This is a genomic window from Streptomyces aquilus (genome assembly GCF_003955715.1).
In the GTDB taxonomy this organism is placed as follows: Bacteria; Actinomycetota; Actinomycetes; order Streptomycetales; family Streptomycetaceae; genus Streptomyces; species Streptomyces aquilus.
In genome coordinates this window covers 10,178,332-10,194,746 of sequence record NZ_CP034463.1, presented here as the reverse complement: position 1 = coordinate 10,194,746, position 16,415 = coordinate 10,178,332, and the positions used below count along the sequence as shown (strand labels likewise).

Here is a 16,415-nt window from a genome sequence, read left to right as displayed (position 1 = left end):
CGGGGCGGGCTCACCTCGATAGCCGGGGGCGTCTGCTGGTCCCCTTCATGGGAGAGGGCCCGGCGCCGTCCGGATGACCTGCCTGCCGGGCGGCGGGCTGAGGTGGCATCTCGTGTCCTGCGCGGCGACTGCGCGTTGAACGAGCGACGCGGCGCGACCCGTGTCACCGGTCCCGCCCGCGCCCTGTGTTCGGTCCGGGACCGCTGGTTCGCCCGGCGGGGCGAGCCGGCACGGAAGACTCCGGGCCGTTGAGGCGCTCTGGCGGTCTCGGAGTCTTCCGTGTGGCCCCGGTCGATGGTCACCCATCGTGCCGGTCACATGACAAGGCAGATGGGCAGCGAACACCCACACCGGCTCAGAGTGCCGAACGGCGGGCAAGCAACCCCAGGACCAGCAGTCCCGGTGCCATCGGCAGCCATCCGGTGAGCAGGCGGTAGCCGATGACCGCCGAGATCGCCGTCTGCCCCGGTGCTCCGGCGGCCGTGAGCGCGAAGGCGAGCGCGGCGTCCAGCGACCCCAGCCCGCCGGGCGTGGGAAGCAGGGCCGCCGCCCCGCTGGCCACGACGTACGCCATGACCACATGGCTGGTGGGCAACGTGAGGCCGAGCGCGTGGACCACGGCCACGACCACGCCCGCGTGCAGCAACGCGAACGCGACGGAGCCGCCCCACAGCGCGCAAGCCCGCCCCCGGGAGCGATGCACCTCCCGCACGTCGGTCACGGCCCGCCCCACCGCCCGCCTGAGCCGACCGCTGGCCAGCACCGCCGACCCGACGGCTGCCGCCACCACCGGCACCAGGACCAGCGCGTGCGGGACCCGCGCCGACACGGGTACAGCGCCCGGCGATGCCACCAGCAGGGCGACGCCGAGCACGCACCGGACGATCCCGCCGACAGCCGCCTTCACCGCCAGTGCGGTCGCCGAGCGCCTGGTGGACAGGCCGCACCGCGTCAGGAACCGCAGGTTGACCAGGCTCGCCCCGGCTCCCGCGGGCAGGATGTGGTTGGCGGCGCAGGCCGCGAACTGCGCTGCCACCAACCGCCCCCGCGGCAGCCGCTCCACGACCGCGCCCTGCTGTGCCACAGCCGCGCACACCCACGTGGCGACGGTGGCGCAGCAGGCGAGCAGCAGCCATTCATCGTCAGCGGCGGCCAGTTGGTCGGTCCCGCTGTCGAGCGTGCCCCAGTGGGAGGCGAGCACACCCCCTGCGGCGATCAGGACCGCCAGAGTGATCCCCCACCTGAGGCAGAGGCGCCTGCCCCCGGTCACGGGCACCCGGTCCGACACAGCCACCGCAGTCACCGCCCCTGGGCGACGCGGGGAGCGACATAGGCGTGCAGAGCGCCCGCCCGCTCCACGGGCCAGGTGCGCGCGTAGGCGGGCGGCCGGTCTCCCGGAAGGGCGAGAACCGCGATGGGGGTCCGGTGGGCGGCCCGGGTGAGTGCGGCCGCGGTGGTGCTGGTGTCGTGGCCCGCGGTCTGTGCCGAGCCGCAGCCGGTGTAGAAGGCGATAGGCACGGCCTCGTATCCGCTGATCAGGCACGGCGGCCGTACGCCGAGCGCGTGGAGGGCGGACGCGGTACGGGACCAGCCCTCACGGTTGGCGGCGGAACCGTGCACGGTGTGTTCCAGGACGGCGTACTGCACGGCCAGATGGCATGCCAGGCCGGCCGCCACCAGGCTCACGGCGAGGGCCCGCGCGGTCCCGCGCGCCGGGGCGGTGGCCAGGCGCGCGAGGCCCTTGGCGACGGGGACGGCGAGCAGGGCATAGGCGGGCAGCAGGAAGCGGGGGGCGGCGTAGCCGATGAGGAACAAGTACGGGACGGCGGCCGTCACCGCGCAGGCCAGCGGGAGCAGGATCGGCAGGGCGCGCCGGGCGCGGACGGCGGCCACCGCGCCGAGAGCGGCGAGCACCGGCAGTGCGAACCACCACAGGGTCACCACCGGGTTGGGGGCCGACCCGGTGCAGGGGCGACAGAGCGTCCGCCCGGCGAGACTGCGCAACTGGTCGGCGACCGCCAGGTGCCAGCCGAGGCCGCCCTGGATGCGGGAGGCGTCGGAGAGACGTTGCGCGAGGCCGCCATAGCTCACGTATGCCTCGATCACCCACTCACCGGCGACTGCCAGCAGTCCGGCGACCAGCACGGCAAGGAGGCGGGGTCGGCGCAGGGCGAGGACGAGCAAGGGCAGTACGACGTATACGGCGTCCATCGGGCGCATCCACGCCATCAGCGCCGCGCCCGCGAACACGCCCCACCAGGCCGCCCGGTCCCCGGCGTCCGCCCGGACACGCAGGAAGCAGCCGACGCAGGCCAGACCTCCGACGGCCACCCAGTAGTTGGGCATGGCCTGGGGGCCGTAGAACAGCGTCACCCACAGCGAGGCAAACAGGGCACCCGCCAGGGCCAGGACGTGCGGCATGACGTGGGCTCGCCACACGCGCAGGGCGAAGTAGAGGGCCAGGCCCGACAGGATCGCCAGGTAGACCCGCAGGAGGGCGGTGGAGTCGGACCACGAGGCGATCGGGGCGGTCAGCAGGGAGATGCCGCGGGCACGGGGCGCGCTGAAGAAGGCGGCGGGGACATCGCCGCTGACCTGGCTGACGTAGACCGTCTCGTCCCAGCCGAGACCGAGATCCGGTCGTACGAGGCACAGCTGAGCGAGTGTGAAAGCGCCCGCGACGGTGGCGAGCCAGGGTTCACCCCAGCGCCGGCGGGCCCGAGTGGTTACCGGTGGGGATCCCGTGCGTGAGGCGCTCGTCATGGTGGCGTTCGAGCCGTCGCCCATCGATCACCTCTCCGTCGCCTAGTGCCCCGGAACCACCCTCTCCTACATCTCGTAGGAGATCGGTTTCACGGTACGGCGCCTCGGTTAGAGGCAGGTGAGAAGACACCTCCCTCACTCCTGACGGTGAAGGCAGGACAGGCAGCAGCCCACGTGAGAGGCCCGAACGGCGTAATGGGGACGCACTGGAGTGAGCACACTCACCCCGTACCGGGACGAGCGAGTCCGTGGTCGTAGGCGAAGATCACGGCCTGGATGCGGTCGCGGGCGCCGATCTTCGCCAGGACTCGGCCCACGTGCGTCTTCACGGTGGACTCGGCCACGACGAAGCGCGCGGCGATCTCGCCGTTGGTCCAGCCCTTGCCGATGGCCACGAGGATCTCGCGCTCGCGATCGGTGAGGGACGCCAGCCGGGGGTCGTCACTGGGGTTTCCCCGGCCGACGGGTACGTGCTGGGCGTACTCGTCCAGGATGCGGCGGGTGAGCGCCGGGGCGATCACCGCGTCGCCCGAGGCGACGGCCCGGATGCCGGCGAGGAGTTCGTCGGGGCGCGCGTCCTTGAGGAGGAAGCCGCTGGCTCCGGCCCGCAGGGCGGCGTGCACGTACTCGTCGATGTCGAAGGTGGTCAGCACCAGGACGCGGGACCGGCCCCCGGCGGCGGTGATCCGCCGGGTTGCCTCGATGCCGTCCATGCCCGGCATGCGGACGTCCATCAGGACCACGTCAGGGCGCAGTTCGGCGGTCCTGCGGACAGCCTCGGCGCCGTTCGCGGCCTCGCCGAGCACCTCGGTCTCGGGGATGGAGTCGAGCAGGACCCGGAAGCCGTAGCGTTGCAGCGGCTGGTCGTCGACGACGAGGACCGTGGTCATCGGGTGCCTGCCCGATGTGCGAGGTCGAGGACGGCCTCCACCGTCCAGCCGCCGCCCGCCGTGGGACCGGCACTGACGTCGCCTCCGTACAGTGCGGCTCGTTCGCGCATACCCACCAGTCCGTGTCCTTCCTCGTTCCATGGTCCTGAGCGACCGGTCGTGCCGTTGTCCCGGACCCGGACGACCAGCCGCTCGTCCTCCACGAGCACCGACAGCTGCACCCGAGTGCCGGCGCCGGCGTGCTTGAGTGCGTTGGTGAGGGCCTCTTGGACGATGCGGTAGACCGTCAGCTGCACACCGCGGTCCAGGTCGTCCACATCGCCGACGGTCCGGTAGACGATCTCAAGGCCGGCGGCCCGCACGCCCTCGCACAGTGCCTGGATGTCCGCGAGGCCGGGCTGCGGGCTGAGTTCCGGGACCGCGGCGGGGCCATCGGCCGCCTCCCTCAGGACGCCGAGCACGCGGCGCAGCTCGCCGAGGGCCGTGCGGCCGGTGTCGCCGATGAGCTGCAGGGCCTCCTTGCCGCGCTCGGGAGCGAGGTCGGTGGCGTACGCGCCGGCGTCGGCGAGGGTGATGATGACCGACAGGTTGTGGCCGACGATGTCGTGCATCTCGCGGGCCACTCGAGCGCGTTCGGTGGCGGCCGCGAGCCGGCTGCGCTGGTCGCGTTCGACCTCCAGGCGGGCCGCCCGGTCCCGCAGCCCCGCGAGCTGGGCCCGGCGGACGCGGATCATCAGGCCCAGCGCCAGGGCCGCGGTCGCCGTACTCAGCAGGAAGAACAGAGCGTCCCAGACGGACATCGCCGCCGACACCCGCACCGCCACCAGCACCATCGCGCCCGCCATGACACCGCAGGCCCACGGCAGCTGCCGCGGCCGGCCGTGCAGGGCCAGGCTGTAGAGGGCGATGAACAGGGCCACGTCCGCGCGCAGCACGGCATCCAGGGACCACTGCAGAACGAAGACGGCCGCGACGGCGACGAAGGCCGCCATGGGCCTGCGCCGTCGCCACAGCAGCGGCAGCACCAGACCGGCCTGCAAGGCCAGCATCGCGGGTGGGGAGAGCTGGGTGAAGGCGAGCCGGAAGCGGCGAGGGCCGTCGCCGTCCCCCGTGATCCCGTGGACGAGGTCCGGCAGGCAGAACATCGCGAAGACCAGCACCACCACCGCGGTGTCCAGCACCCACGGCCGGGCCCGGTCGGCCTGCCGTAACCGCTGGCCGCACCGGGAGATCCGGGCGACCAGCGGTCCCATCCCGCTGACGTCTTCGACGGTGGTCGTCAAGGTGGTCACCTGCCCATGGTGCAGGCGGTCAGACGTCGCTGCGCACCAGCCGGTACGCCGCGCCCGCCAGCGCGAGCGCCGTCCAGCCGAGGAAGACCAGCAGTCCGGCGGTGGGAGAGAGCGTGGTGCTGTCGTGGGTCAGGGCGAACATCGACTCGCCCGCGTTGCTGGGCAGGTAGGGGCTGATGTTGTCCTGCCAGGAGCTGGGCAGCAGCGAGATCAGGCCGGGGACCAGCATCAGGGCCGCGACGAGCACCGAGATACCGCCGGCCACCGACCGCAGCAGCGCGCCGAGCGCCGTGCCGATCACCCCGACCAGGCCGAGGTAGAGTCCGGCGCCCAGCAGGCTGCGTACGACTCCCGCGTGCGTCAGGCTCATCGCGGCGGGTGTGCCGGAGACGATGCCGCTGCCGAAGCCGAAGGCGACGAACGCGCCCAGCGTGGCGACGACCAGGGCGACCAGGCCGAACACGGCTGCTTTGGACCACAGCACGGGCAGGCGGCGTGGTACGGCCGCCAGCGTCGAGCGGATCATGCCGGTCGAGTACTCCCCCGCCGTGACCAGGACGCCGAGCACCCCGAGGGCGAGCTGGGCGAAGTTGGTGCCGAAGAGGGACAGGCTCACGGCCGTCGCGGTGGCGAAGTCCCGGTCCTGGTGCCCGGAGCCGATCCCGGACTTGTAGTGGTTCGCGGCGATCAGGCCGAAGGCGACGAGGAAGACCAGGCCGAGGCCCAGGGTGATCCAGGTCGAGCGCAGCGACCACAACTTGGCCCACTCCGATGCCAGCACGCGCCGTCCGGTCACCCGGTAGGCGGGGCGGGCCGGGTCGGCAGGGGGCGCCTCGACGGTTGCGGTGAGGGTGCTCATGCCGCCCTCCCCTCGGCCGTGGCGGTGCCGATGCCCGTGGTGCCGTGGTACTCCACGGCATCCCTGGTCAGGTTCATGAACGCCTCCTCCAACGACACCGCGTGTGCGGTCAGTTCGAACAGCGCGATCCCGTGCTCGGCCGCCTTCAGGCCGATCTCGCGGGCGCTCAGCCCGGTCACCTGAAGCTCCTCGGAACCGGCGCGGCCGGTGATGTCGACGCCGGGACCGGCCAGGACCTCTCGCAGCCGGGCCGGGTCCTGCGCGGCCACCTTGACCGTGTCACCGCCCGCCTCGCGGACGAGATCGCGCACGGTGGTGTCGGCCAGCAGCCGCCCGCGGCCGACGATGATGAGGTGGTCCGCCACCAGGGCCATCTCGCTCATCAGGTGGGACGACACGAACACGGTCCGGCCTTCGTCGGCGAGGGCCTTCAGCAGGTTGCGGATCCACAGGACGCCCTCGGGGTCGAGCCCGTTGACCGGCTCGTCCAGCATCACCGTCTGCGGGTCACCCAGCAGGGCCGCCGCGATGCCGAGGCGTTGCCCCATGCCGAGGGAGAAGGCGCCGGCCCGCTTCCTGGCCACGCTGCCCAGGCCCGCGAGGTCGATGACCTCGTCGACCCGACGCCGGGGGATGCCGTGCGTGAGCGCGAGCGCGTTGAGGTGGTTGTAGGCCGAGCGGCCCGGGTGGATCGACTTCGCCTCCAGCAGGGCGCCGACCTCCTGGAGCGGTGCCTGGTGCTGGGCGTAGTGGCGGCCGTTGACCGTGACCGAGCCGCTCGTCGGGGCGTCGAGCCCGACGATCATCCGCATGGTTGTGGACTTGCCCGCCCCGTTCGGCCCGAGGAATCCGGTCACCGTGCCCGGCTGGACGGCGAAGTCCAGCCCGTCTACGGCGGTTTTCTCGCCGTATCTCTTGGTCAGCTGCTGTGCGTCGATCATGCGCGTCACTTCCTGTTCGGAGACCGGCGTCCGTCGGGCGCCCCTGACGCCGCACCACCCACGCTAAGGACCGAAACACCCCGATTCGGTGGTACCGGGGACTGATCCACACCGGCCGGGTCGTACCGCGGTACTACGTGCCACCGTGCCCGGCGCAGCATTCAGGTTGCGTTCATGTTCGAAGTGCGATCGTGCGGATCATGACCGCAGAGCACGTCCTCGACAACCACCCCGCCACCCCCGTACGCCAGTTGGCGAACAAGGTGCCGGAGGTGACTGTCTACTTCTGGATCATCAAGCTCCTGACCACCGGCATGGGCGAGACGGCGTCGGACCTCCTGGCCCGGACCCTCGGCCCGATTCCGGCGGTCGCGCTCGGCGGCCTCGCCCTGACGGCATCCCTCGCCGTCCAGTTCACGCTCCGCCGCTACGTCGCCTGGGCGTACTGGACGGCCGTCGTCATGGTCAGCGTGTTCGGCACCATGGCCGCCGACGTCCTACACGTCGGCATCGGCGTGCCCTACGCCGTCTCGGCCCCGGCCTTCCTCGTCGCCCTGGCCGCGGTCTTCGCCCTCTGGTACGCGAGCGAGCGCACCCTTTCCATCCACACCGTCCGGACCCGCCGCCGCGAGGCGTTCTACTGGGCGGCCGTCCTCGCGACCTTCGCCCTCGGCACCGCCGCGGGCGACCTGACCGCTACCGTCGGCTTCGGCTACCTGGGCTCGGTCGCCCTCTTCGCGGCCGCCATCTGCGTACCGGCCGTGGCCCACCGCTTCGGCGCCCTGGGCGCGGTGACCGCGTTCTGGACCGCGTACGTCATCACCCGCCCCCTCGGCGCCTCCCTCGCCGACTGGATGGCCCTCCCCCACACCCGCGGTGGCCTCGACCTCGGCCTGTCGCCGGTCACCCTCGCCTGGACGGCGGCGATCATCGGATTCGTCGCCTACCTGGCCGTGTCACAACGCGACAGGGTTCGACAGGTCCAGTGACGCGGTCGGACGCCCGTCATTCACTGTCATGCCCGTCCTCGGATCGCCCTCCGGCCCTCTACCACCGGTGCCGCCCCGGACGACGTGTAACTCCTCCGGCTCCCCGGAACTCCGCACTCCCGAAGCCGCGGACCGCTGGACCTGGTCATTGATCGTCGCTCACGCCCGGATCCGGCACACCGGGCCCTCACCGCGGGCCCCCGCCGACCTGGGGAAGGAACAGTGCGCACCGCCAGCTCCCTGCTCCTCAAGAAGATCCAGGCGGAATCGCGATCTCCTCCGAAGCGCGGCTGACCATGAGAGGTCGTTCGGCCGCACCCCAGCACAGCGAAGGATTCCCGACCATGGTGATGGCTCGCTGTGAGACACGGGGCGGTCGAGCCGTCAGCACCGGCTTCGACCGCCCCAACGGAATTCGCGGAGGTGGGGTTGCCGCCTTTCAGCCCATGTCCGTCAGGAGGGCCTTCAGTTCCTTCTCCTGCTGCGCGGCCGGCATGGGAGGGTTCGAGTGATCGATGCCGAAGGTTCCCAGCACCTTGTCCATCTGGGCGTCGATGGAGTCCCACCCGGTCTGGTCCAGCGGCTGCAACGATGCCTGGTCGGCGTCCCACAGGTCACGCAGCGACTGTGCGGCCGCGTGTGCACCCTTCTCGTTCCCGGAGCGGGCGTCCTTGAGCGAGGTGGACGCGAGGGTCTTCAGAGCGGTGACCTTGGCGGGCGGGAACTTCTTCACCGCCTCGCCGGGGGCCATCTGGACGGCTGAAGTGTTGTCCTCCTCCGGCGCCGGGCCGGTGTGCGGCTGATTGTGGGCCCAGATCAGCAGGCCCGTGGTGGCGACGGCGAGGAGTGCGAAGCCGGCCAGACCGACGCGCTCCTTTCGCAGGTCGCCGGTGGTGTGGGCGGCGTGGGCGGCCTCGTAGGTCTCGGTCACGTCCGAGCGTGTCACCGTCAGGTAGACCACCGTCGCCAGGATCAGGCCGAGGAAGATCAGGCTGGTGGTGAAGGTGCCCAACGCGAGGCCGGTCGGCTCGCCCGGCTGAGCCACCTTCGGGGAGGCGAGCCAGTCGCCGATGTTCGCGCCCAGCGGGCGGGTCAGGATGTAGGCGAGCCAGAAGGACAGCACCGGGTTCGCGCCGAACTTCCACAACAGCGTGATCGCGGCGATGAGACCGAGCGGCAGCAGCACCGAGGCACCAGGGCTCCAGCCGGTCAGCTCCAGGGTCCAGTCGCCGGTCGCGGTGCCGAGCGCGAAGGTGACGAGAACGGCGAGCCAGTAGAACGACTCGCGCGGCAGCGTGGTGACCGAGTGGATCGACAGCGTGCGCTCACGCGCCCACCACACGCCGAAGACCACCGCGAGCAGCACCGAGAACACCGCGGAGCTGATCCACAGCGGCACGTTGAGCTGATCGGTGAGGATGTCGGTGTACAGGGTCCCCGTGACGCTGACAACGACCACGGTCAGCCAGTAGGGGAACGGGACGTACCGCTTCAGCCGCAGCTGCACGGCCAGGACCACCACGAACACCCCGGTGAAGATCCAGGCCGTGTTCACCAGGCCGACGCCCAGCTTCATGTTGATCCAGTCGGCGAAGCTCTCCCCCACCGTGGTGCACAGGATCTTGATCACCCAGAACCAGACGGTGACCTCGGGGACCTTGTTGAGCATGAGGCGCCCGCTGCGCGTGCGCGCTTCCGTTGTCGTTGTCATGCGGGCCAGGTTCGCGCGGGGAACCTGCAAGCAACCTGACTACGTGACCGCGCCGGCGGCCGGGAGCGTCACCTCGACGTGACCGCGGCCGTCCGCGATCGCGCGGACCTCCACGCCGGCCGAGGCGGCGATGCGCCGGACCACCGGCAGCCCCAGCCCGAATCCGTCGCCGCCGGTCACACCCGCCTCGAAGACCCGCTCGACGTCCGCGGGATCGATCCCCGGGCCGTCGTCGAGGACGTCGACCACGACGGCCGCACCCTGGTGGCGCGCGGTGATCCACACCCGCGTCCTTGCATGCCGCAGGCCGTTCTCCAGCAGGGGCGACAGCAGCGACACGGCGACATCGGGCGCCACGGCCACCTCGGTCTTCGCCGGAACGGCGACCTCGACCGCGCGACCACCGATCGCCTGCCGCGCGGCGGCGCGCAAATCGCACCGGGTGCCCTCGTCCGTGCGGGCGCGCGCGGCGCGCAGAATCGTCGTGATCGCCGCGTCGAGACGCTCGACCTCATTCAGTACCGCCTCCGGCGGCACCGGCTCGCCGGACAGTTGCGCCAGCTGTGCCTCGCCCCGCAGGACCGTGAGGGGAGTTCGCAGCTCGTGGGCGATCTCGTCGGTGAGCCGGCGTTCGTCCGCCAACGCGTTGTCGACGCGCTCCAGGAGGCGGTCCAGCGTCTGTCCCAGTTCCCCGAACTCGTCCCGGGGGACGCCGAGGTTGAAGCGGCGCCCGGGTTCATGGTGGCCCCAGTCGTCGGCGAGGGCGGCCATCTCGTGCACGACCCGCAGCGCGCGGCGCACCACGACATGCGCGACACCGCCGGCGAGGACGATCGTGAGGCCACCCAGGATCAAGGACAAGGTCAGACTGCGCTGCTCGGACGTCTCGTAAGGCGTGAGTTCCACCCGGACGACCACCATGACGTGGTGGCCGTCGACCGGAACCGTCCGCGCGTACAGGAGGGAGTCACCGACGGTCGAGGTCTGCGAACGCCCCGAGTCCACCAGCTCCTCGACGCGCCCGACCACGCTCGCCGGTACGTTCCCGTCGATGAGGCGGCCGTCGGCATACACCCAGGCGACCTCGTCCAACGCCTCACTGCCGTTCTCCGTGAGCACGACACGGCCGCCCTTGGCGGTGACGTTCGACGCCACCGCCTCGGCGCGCGTACGGGCCAGGTCATGTGCGTCGGCGTCCGTGACCCTGCTCAGCAGCACGTGCGAGACGACGACCAGGATGGCGACCACGGCGGTGGCGATCAGGACGGTGAGCGCAACGACACTTCTGCGGAATCCGGTCACTGCCATCGGTAGCCCACGCCGCGGACCGTCGCCAGGCGTCCCGCCACGCCCAGCGGGCCGAGCTTGGTCCGCAGCCGGCGCACATAGGAGTCGAGGGTGTTGTCGCTGACGTGCGCCCCGTGCGGCCAGCCGGCGGCGACGAGGGCGTGCCGGCGCACCGCGTCGCCCTGCGAGGCGATCAGGCGGCCCAGCAGCCGGAACTCGGTCGGGGTCAGGCTCATGCTCAGCGCATCGTAGGTCACCATGTGTTTCGCCGGATCGAGGACGACCTCGCGCGAAGCGGGCGCCACGGTGGCCCGGCGCAACAGCGCCCGGACCCGCACCAGCAGTTCCGGGATGTCGAAGGGCTTGGTCATGTAGTCGTCGGCGCCGGCCTCGAAGCCGCCGACCTTGTGATGCAGACCGTCCAGGGCGGTGAGCATCAACACCGGCACGTCGACGCCGCGAGCCCTCAGGGCCAGGCAGACATCGCGGCCGTCGGCGTCCGGCAGCCCGAGATCCAGGACGACCAGCTGGGGCACCGGTGCGAGCTGCCGTAGCAGGCTGTCCGCCGTGGCGGCGACGGAAACCGTGTGACCGTCGTGCTCCAGGGCACGCCTGAGGATGCCGCGAACCGCCACGTCGTCTTCGCACACCAGGATCAAAGCCACGTGCTGACCCTAGGTTCTCGCGTCTCGATACTCCATCTGCCCCGACCAGGTACCTGACGCCCGCCCGCCCTGCCGGGAGAGCGCGGTGGCACGTCCGTGCGCATGGCCTGTAGTCCTTCGCTGCGGCATCAGCAACGGCACCTGCGACCGTGGTGGTTGCCTGCAGCGCCCTCAGCCTCCTGGGTCGATCTTGTACGGACACCGCACGAAAACCCATACAGGCCGAGTCGCATCCCTGTAGCACGGATGATCTGGCTCGACCTCGCTACCCCGCGGTCTCGCGCCACGAGCAGGTCCGATGACGTCCCGGACCAGCGTCATGGCGGCATACGAAAGGTCGACCACCCTCCAGGGCAGTTTTCTGTTGGGGCCGTTTCCTTGGCTCCTTAGGACCCTAGCGGGGCGCATACCTCGCAACGCTAAGAACCCCAGACGATCGCCACGTGAATCGCCCTGCGCCACATTTGCACGATTCGTCGAACAACGCCCCCGAGGCGTTCCCCCGCGCCTCCGGCCTCAGGATGGCCTCAACACATGATCCTGCCACAACAGCGCCGAGCAGAACACGTGCGAGTGGGAGCACATCGACACACATCCATGCAGGTCAGAAGGCCATCAGCCGAATCGGAAACACCCAGGCGCCAAACTCGCGAGCAGCGGATTTAGTCCGTTCAGGCAAAGTTGATGATCCGGCAGGACAAATTGAACGTTTCCGCAGGTCAGAGCCCTGCATAGGTGGGGCGGGTGGGACTCGAACCCACGGCCGACGGATTATGAGTCCGCTGCTGGCGGTGTTCCGCGGAGCGGATCCGGATCAGGGGCACGCAAGTCTGGCCGCTAGATACGGTGCCGTAGCGCTGCGGCGAGCCCTCGCCACCTTGGTCGGCCCCGCCGTGACCACCCGCCCGCCTACGTCGCCGCCCGGACCGAGGGCGATGACCCAGTCGGCGGTGGCGGCGGTATCCAGGTCGTGCTCGACGAGGATGACCGTGTTGTCGGCGTCGACGAGCCGGTGCAGCTGGCGCAGCAGCGGCGCGGTGTCCGCCGGGCACCGCGCGACAGACGCCGTCACGGGACCCCGCTCACACGAGCGCCGGCCAGAGACCCGGCACGGGACGCCCCAGGGCTTTCCTTACAAGCGCGCCTCATCCCACAGGCAGGCTGTCGAGCCACGCATCACTTGCAGCTCGGACGCCGCGGTCTTGTCCCTGTCCGACACGACGTGATCTTGTCCGAACATTGTCCGGCGCGGGGCGGGTGCGGGGCAGCGGGCCCGGCGGTGGGCCGGGCGGCCGGGCGACGAGGGCCCGCAGTGCACGCCAAGCGGGCGGCTTCCTGGAGGGTGACCGTGGAAGGCATGTGGCGCAGGACGTCCGCCGGAGGCGTGACAGCCTCTGAGTCGACCTTCCCGCCTCTCGCCTGTGTCGGCGGGGCGGACGCAACCGCAGCGCTGCGGGATCACCCGCCCTCTCAGTGGGTGTTCTGCGAGTCGTCGTGTCTGGTTGTCCGGTTTGAGGGGTTGCGGTTGACGGCTTCTGCGGTGTGCTGGAGACGTGGCTGAGCGGCAGCCGTACCCGAGTGATCTGTCGGATGAGGCATGGGAGTTGATCCGGCCGGTCATCACGGCCTGGAAGGGACAGCACCGCTCGGTCAGCGGTCATCAGGGCCGATACGAGATGCGGGAGATCGTGAACGCGATCCTGTATCAGGCCCGGGTCGGCTGCCAGTGGCGTTACCTGCCGCACGACTTCCCGCCGTACACCGCGGTGTACTACTACTTCGGGCTGTGGCGCGATGACGGCACCGACCAGACCATCCACGATCTGCTGCGCTGGCAGGTCCGCGAGTCGAAGGGCCGGCGCGAGGACCCGTCCGCGGTCGTCATGGACTCCCAGACCGTGCACGCCTCGGTCAACGCCCCCAAGGAGACGACCGGGCTGGACCCGGGCAAGAAGAGCCGGGGCCGCAAGCGGGGCATCGCCACCGATGTACTCGGTCTGCTCATCGCCGTGATCGTGGTCGCCGCGAGCGTGCACGACAACGCCGTCGGAATCACGCTGCTGGACAAGGTGGCCGCCGACAACCCCGGCGTGGTGAAGAGCTGGGTCGATGCCGGGTTCAAGAACGCCGTCATCGAGCACGGCAGGTCGCTGGGCATCGACGTCGAGGTGGTATCGCGTGACCCGCAGGCGAAGGGGTTCGCCCCGTCACCGAAGCGGTGGATCGTCGAGCAGACCTTCGGCACACTCATGCTGCACCGCCGCCTGGCCCGCGACTACGAGACCCTGCCCGCCAGTTCCGCGTCCTGGATCCGCTGGTCGATGACCGACGTCATGACCCACCGGCTCACCGCCACGACCACTCCCACCTGGCGGGACCGCCGCCGACCCGCTTCCCCCGGACCGGCATGAACGAGTGAGCGTGAGCATGCAGGAGTTCCTGGAACAGCTCGAGATCCGCGAGGCGGCCGGCCGTGACCTCGCGGACAGACTCCGCACTCAGATCGCCGAGCTCACCACCCAACTCGCGGCCGCCGAAAAGGCGTTGGAGAGACTGAGGATCACCCGGGAGACGATTCTGGAGATCGCACCAGACCTTCCCGGCGGCCTCGCTCCGCTGCCCTCGGCCTACCGTCAGATCCTCGCCCTCTTCGAAGACACCGCAGACGGACTGCGCCCCAAGGACGTCTGCATCGCCCTGGACACCGGCACCGAACCCCGGCATGTCGAAGGCGTCCGCGCGAAACTGAAACGCCTGGTCAGCCGCGGCATTCTCACCGAGCCGGAGCCCGGCCTCTTCCGGCTACCGCAACCAACGCCATCCCCGGACTGAGACCCCACGAAAGCTCACAGAACACCCACTCAGACCGCTACCGCGGCGGTGCGGCATCACCGAGCAGGCCTTCGCCAGGCCACAGGTCGCGTTCGGCCACGAGAGCGGCAAGGAACTTGTCCACGTCCGCCAACACGGTGGCCCGCTCCGCGGCCCCGTAGACCATGGTCTGGCCCGATGCGGCGTCGATGGCGCGCACCTGGCTGTACGGGCCGGCGCAGAGCAGGGCGCGGGCGAGGTCGGGCAGGCCGAGGCTGAGGGCATCGCAGTCCCCCTGGCGGACGAGGTGAACCAGGTCGGTAGTGACGCGCTCCCAGTCGCCAACGCGCGGCCAGCCGGCGCCGCCGTCCAGTTCGTGCGTGAGGGTGGACAACGGGATGATCTCCCCGGGCCGACGTCCGTGGATGAGTAGGTCGTGGATGCGGGCGCCATCGGGCTGCCGCACACAGTGGTGCAGCAGTGTGCCGGCCGCTACGACGGTGGTGTTGATCTCCGTGGTGCCGGGGCCGGGGTAGTAGGGCTCGTGCGCAAAGAGCAGATACACCGTGGGGGCGCGTCCCTGGTCGTCGGAGTGAGTCTGCGTCATCGGTGGTGTCCCTTCAGGCGGTGTGGTGCCGGGTCGGGCGAGCTGTTGGCCGTTCACCGGGGTGTCCGACCGTGCGGAGAAGCGGTTGCTGCGGGCCGGCCCGGGTGGCGGGCAGAGGGCTGCGCGGCCCTGGCCGTGAGCCAGGTGCGTGGTGCCGTCACCAGCTGGCTCCTTCGAGTTGGGTGGTGGCGGAGGCGCAGGTGGTGCAGCGGCCGTCGCTGTCCGGGTGGGCGCGGCGGGGGGGTGGGGCCGGGGCAGGTGGCGCAGGGCGGCCAGCCCAGGCAGGTGGGGCAGAGGTCCTCGCCGTCAGCGGTGCCCGGCCGTCCGCAGCCGGTGCACTCGACCAGGGCCCGGTAGGTCAAGGCCTCGGTGACGGTGCGGGCGGCGGATGGTGTGCAGGCCCGCGCGGCCCCCTGCGGCACCGGCAGCTCCTCCCCCGCGTCCTTGGGGATGTGGTGACGGGTCACGGTGTGGGGCGGTGGGTAGGCCTGGGCGGCGTGCAGGCGTGCCGCGACGATGGCGGCGACGGAGGTGCGTACCGGGTGCGGGAGCGGCCTGCTGGTGATGACGTGGCGCAGCAGTTCGGGACTCCAGCCGCTCTCCAGCATCACGGTCACCACCCGGCCCTGGTCGGTCAGCGCCTTGCCGGTCAGCAAGAACTCGGGGCGGCTGGTTGCGATGTCGAGCAGCAAGCGGATGCCGGGATGCAGCTCGTCGGGAGGCGGTGCGGGCGGGTTGCCGTCCGAGGGTCGTATCCCGCGGGGTGTGTGTGCGCCGGGGTGCGGGCTTGGAGGGAGGGGGTTGGTGTTCTGCTGGTTGGTCTTCTGAACGATGGTGTTCTTAGTAGGCCGGTCAGCCGACGTCGGCTCATCCACCGGTGGAAAACCCGGCTCCGGCTGCGACCTGCACGGCTGCGCATCCGGCTGGTCGGTGATGACATACATGGCCCCGCCCAGAGTGCCGTCGTCGTTCCGTGTACGCTCCCGCGCCAGGAAGCCGTGCTGTTCCAGCTCCGTGAGGCCGCTCTTGACGGCCACCTCGCCGTCGCGGCTGTGGCGTGCCAGGTCGGCGACGGTGATGCGCCAGCCGTCGCGATGCGTACTGATCAACCCGAATAACCCCTTCGCCTTGAACGACAGGCGGGAGTCGCGGAAGAGACGGTTGGCGATCTGCGCAAACTGATCCGCCGCTATCAGACCCCGCCGGATCCCCACCCGGGCGCCTGGTCCCGCTGCCGGAACGGGGGCAGATACCGGCGCAGCACCGTGTCTGGTGTCGCGGGCCGCGACCGTGTCGGTGAGGCAGTGGACGGTCTCGCCGAGGGTGCCGTCGTTGCGCCGCAGCTGCGTGCGTACGAGGTAGCCGCGGGCCTGTAGTTCACTCAAGCCCGCTCGGATGGCATCCCGCCCGTCCGGTCCGACCCGCATGAGGTCGGCGAGGGTCACCTGCCAGCCCGAGCGGTGGGTACTGAGGTAGCCGAAGATTCCCTTCGCCTTGAACGACAGCTGAGGATCACGCAGCAGGCCGTTGGCGATCTGCGTGAACTGATCCGCCGCCATCACGCCTCGGCGGACCCCCGCCCCGTGGCTCACTGCGCTCC

At 70.8% G+C, this 16,415-nt stretch carries 13 protein-coding genes, 1 tRNA gene and 2 pseudogenes; 3 read left to right on the top strand and 13 right to left on the bottom strand.

Features of this window, described 5'->3' with window-relative positions:
• Positions 1 to 355: 355 nt before the first annotated feature.
• The 6 genes from EJC51_RS46570 to EJC51_RS46545 form a co-directional block, all read right to left on the bottom strand.
• Positions 356 to 1,294, bottom strand: a complete 939-nt coding sequence (locus EJC51_RS46570) for a lysylphosphatidylglycerol synthase transmembrane domain-containing protein (RefSeq protein ID WP_244363300.1) — start codon at positions 1,292 to 1,294, stop codon at positions 356 to 358.
• 5 nt (positions 1,295 to 1,299) lie between these two features.
• Positions 1,300 to 2,787, bottom strand: coding sequence for a hypothetical protein (locus EJC51_RS46565; protein WP_126276646.1), 1,488 nt, complete (start codon positions 2,785 to 2,787; stop codon positions 1,300 to 1,302).
• Positions 2,788 to 2,984: 197 nt separating this feature from the next.
• Positions 2,985 to 3,653: a response regulator gene (locus tag EJC51_RS46560; protein WP_126276645.1), complete on the bottom strand. Its 669-nt coding sequence runs from the start codon at positions 3,651 to 3,653 to the stop codon at positions 2,985 to 2,987.
• Complete coding sequence (locus EJC51_RS46555) at positions 3,650 to 4,906, bottom strand: sensor histidine kinase (RefSeq protein ID WP_166683049.1); 1,257 nt, start codon at positions 4,904 to 4,906, stop codon at positions 3,650 to 3,652. The genes EJC51_RS46560 and EJC51_RS46555 overlap by 4 nt, the downstream gene beginning before the upstream one ends.
• A gap of 58 nt (positions 4,907 to 4,964) precedes the next feature.
• On the bottom strand, positions 4,965 to 5,804 hold the full coding sequence (locus tag EJC51_RS46550) for an ABC transporter permease (RefSeq protein WP_126276643.1): 840 nt from the start codon (positions 5,802 to 5,804) through the stop codon (positions 4,965 to 4,967).
• On the bottom strand, positions 5,801 to 6,745 hold the full coding sequence (locus EJC51_RS46545) for an ABC transporter ATP-binding protein (protein WP_126276642.1): 945 nt from the start codon (positions 6,743 to 6,745) through the stop codon (positions 5,801 to 5,803). Before EJC51_RS46545 ends, EJC51_RS46550 begins: the two co-directional genes overlap by 4 nt.
• 200 nt (positions 6,746 to 6,945) lie before the next feature.
• Here EJC51_RS46545 and EJC51_RS46540 point away from each other — a divergent pair, with 200 nt between their 5' ends.
• Positions 6,946 to 7,734 carry a COG4705 family protein gene (locus EJC51_RS46540; RefSeq protein WP_126276641.1) on the top strand — a complete coding sequence of 263 codons (789 nt, stop codon included), beginning with the start codon at positions 6,946 to 6,948 and terminating at the stop codon, positions 7,732 to 7,734.
• Between the two features lie 439 nt (positions 7,735 to 8,173).
• Here EJC51_RS46540 and EJC51_RS46535 read toward each other — a convergent pair whose 3' ends face one another.
• From EJC51_RS46535 to EJC51_RS46515, 5 genes and pseudogenes are all read right to left on the bottom strand, one after another.
• On the bottom strand, positions 8,174 to 9,445 hold the full coding sequence (locus EJC51_RS46535; RefSeq protein ID WP_126276640.1) for a COG4705 family protein: 1,272 nt from the start codon (positions 9,443 to 9,445) through the stop codon (positions 8,174 to 8,176).
• A gap of 39 nt (positions 9,446 to 9,484) precedes the next feature.
• Positions 9,485 to 10,753, bottom strand: coding sequence for a sensor histidine kinase (locus EJC51_RS46530; RefSeq protein ID WP_126276639.1), 1,269 nt, complete (start codon positions 10,751 to 10,753; stop codon positions 9,485 to 9,487).
• Positions 10,744 to 11,397 (bottom strand): response regulator transcription factor, encoded by a 654-nt coding sequence (locus EJC51_RS46525; protein ID WP_126276638.1) that lies wholly within the window; start codon positions 11,395 to 11,397, stop codon positions 10,744 to 10,746. Before EJC51_RS46525 ends, EJC51_RS46530 begins: the two co-directional genes overlap by 10 nt.
• 736 nt (positions 11,398 to 12,133) lie before the next feature.
• Positions 12,134 to 12,243 (bottom strand) — tRNA-Ile (locus tag EJC51_RS48110).
• Positions 12,212 to 12,445, bottom strand: a pseudogene (locus tag EJC51_RS46515) (hypothetical protein); the annotation flags it as partial. The gene EJC51_RS48110 and the pseudogene EJC51_RS46515, both read right to left, overlap by 32 nt.
• 505 nt (positions 12,446 to 12,950) lie before the next feature.
• Between EJC51_RS46515 and EJC51_RS46510 the strand changes: the two are divergent.
• Both EJC51_RS46510 and EJC51_RS46505 read left to right on the top strand, forming a co-directional pair.
• The gene (locus EJC51_RS46510) at positions 12,951 to 13,808 is read left to right on the top strand and encodes an IS5 family transposase (RefSeq protein ID WP_126269134.1); all 858 of its coding nucleotides are present in this window, start codon (positions 12,951 to 12,953) and stop codon (positions 13,806 to 13,808) included.
• A gap of 16 nt (positions 13,809 to 13,824) precedes the next feature.
• The gene (locus tag EJC51_RS46505; protein WP_126276729.1) at positions 13,825 to 14,229 is read left to right on the top strand and encodes a hypothetical protein; all 405 of its coding nucleotides are present in this window, start codon (positions 13,825 to 13,827) and stop codon (positions 14,227 to 14,229) included.
• Between the two features lie 37 nt (positions 14,230 to 14,266).
• Here the strand turns inward: EJC51_RS46505 and EJC51_RS46500 are convergent, their stop codons facing one another.
• Together EJC51_RS46500 and EJC51_RS46495 are read right to left on the bottom strand one after the other, a co-directional pair.
• The gene (locus EJC51_RS46500; protein ID WP_126276637.1) at positions 14,267 to 14,815 is read right to left on the bottom strand and encodes a hypothetical protein; all 549 of its coding nucleotides are present in this window, start codon (positions 14,813 to 14,815) and stop codon (positions 14,267 to 14,269) included.
• 157 nt (positions 14,816 to 14,972) lie between these two features.
• Positions 14,973 to 16,374, bottom strand: a pseudogene (locus EJC51_RS46495) (hypothetical protein).
• Between the last annotated feature and the right edge of the window lie 41 nt (positions 16,375 to 16,415).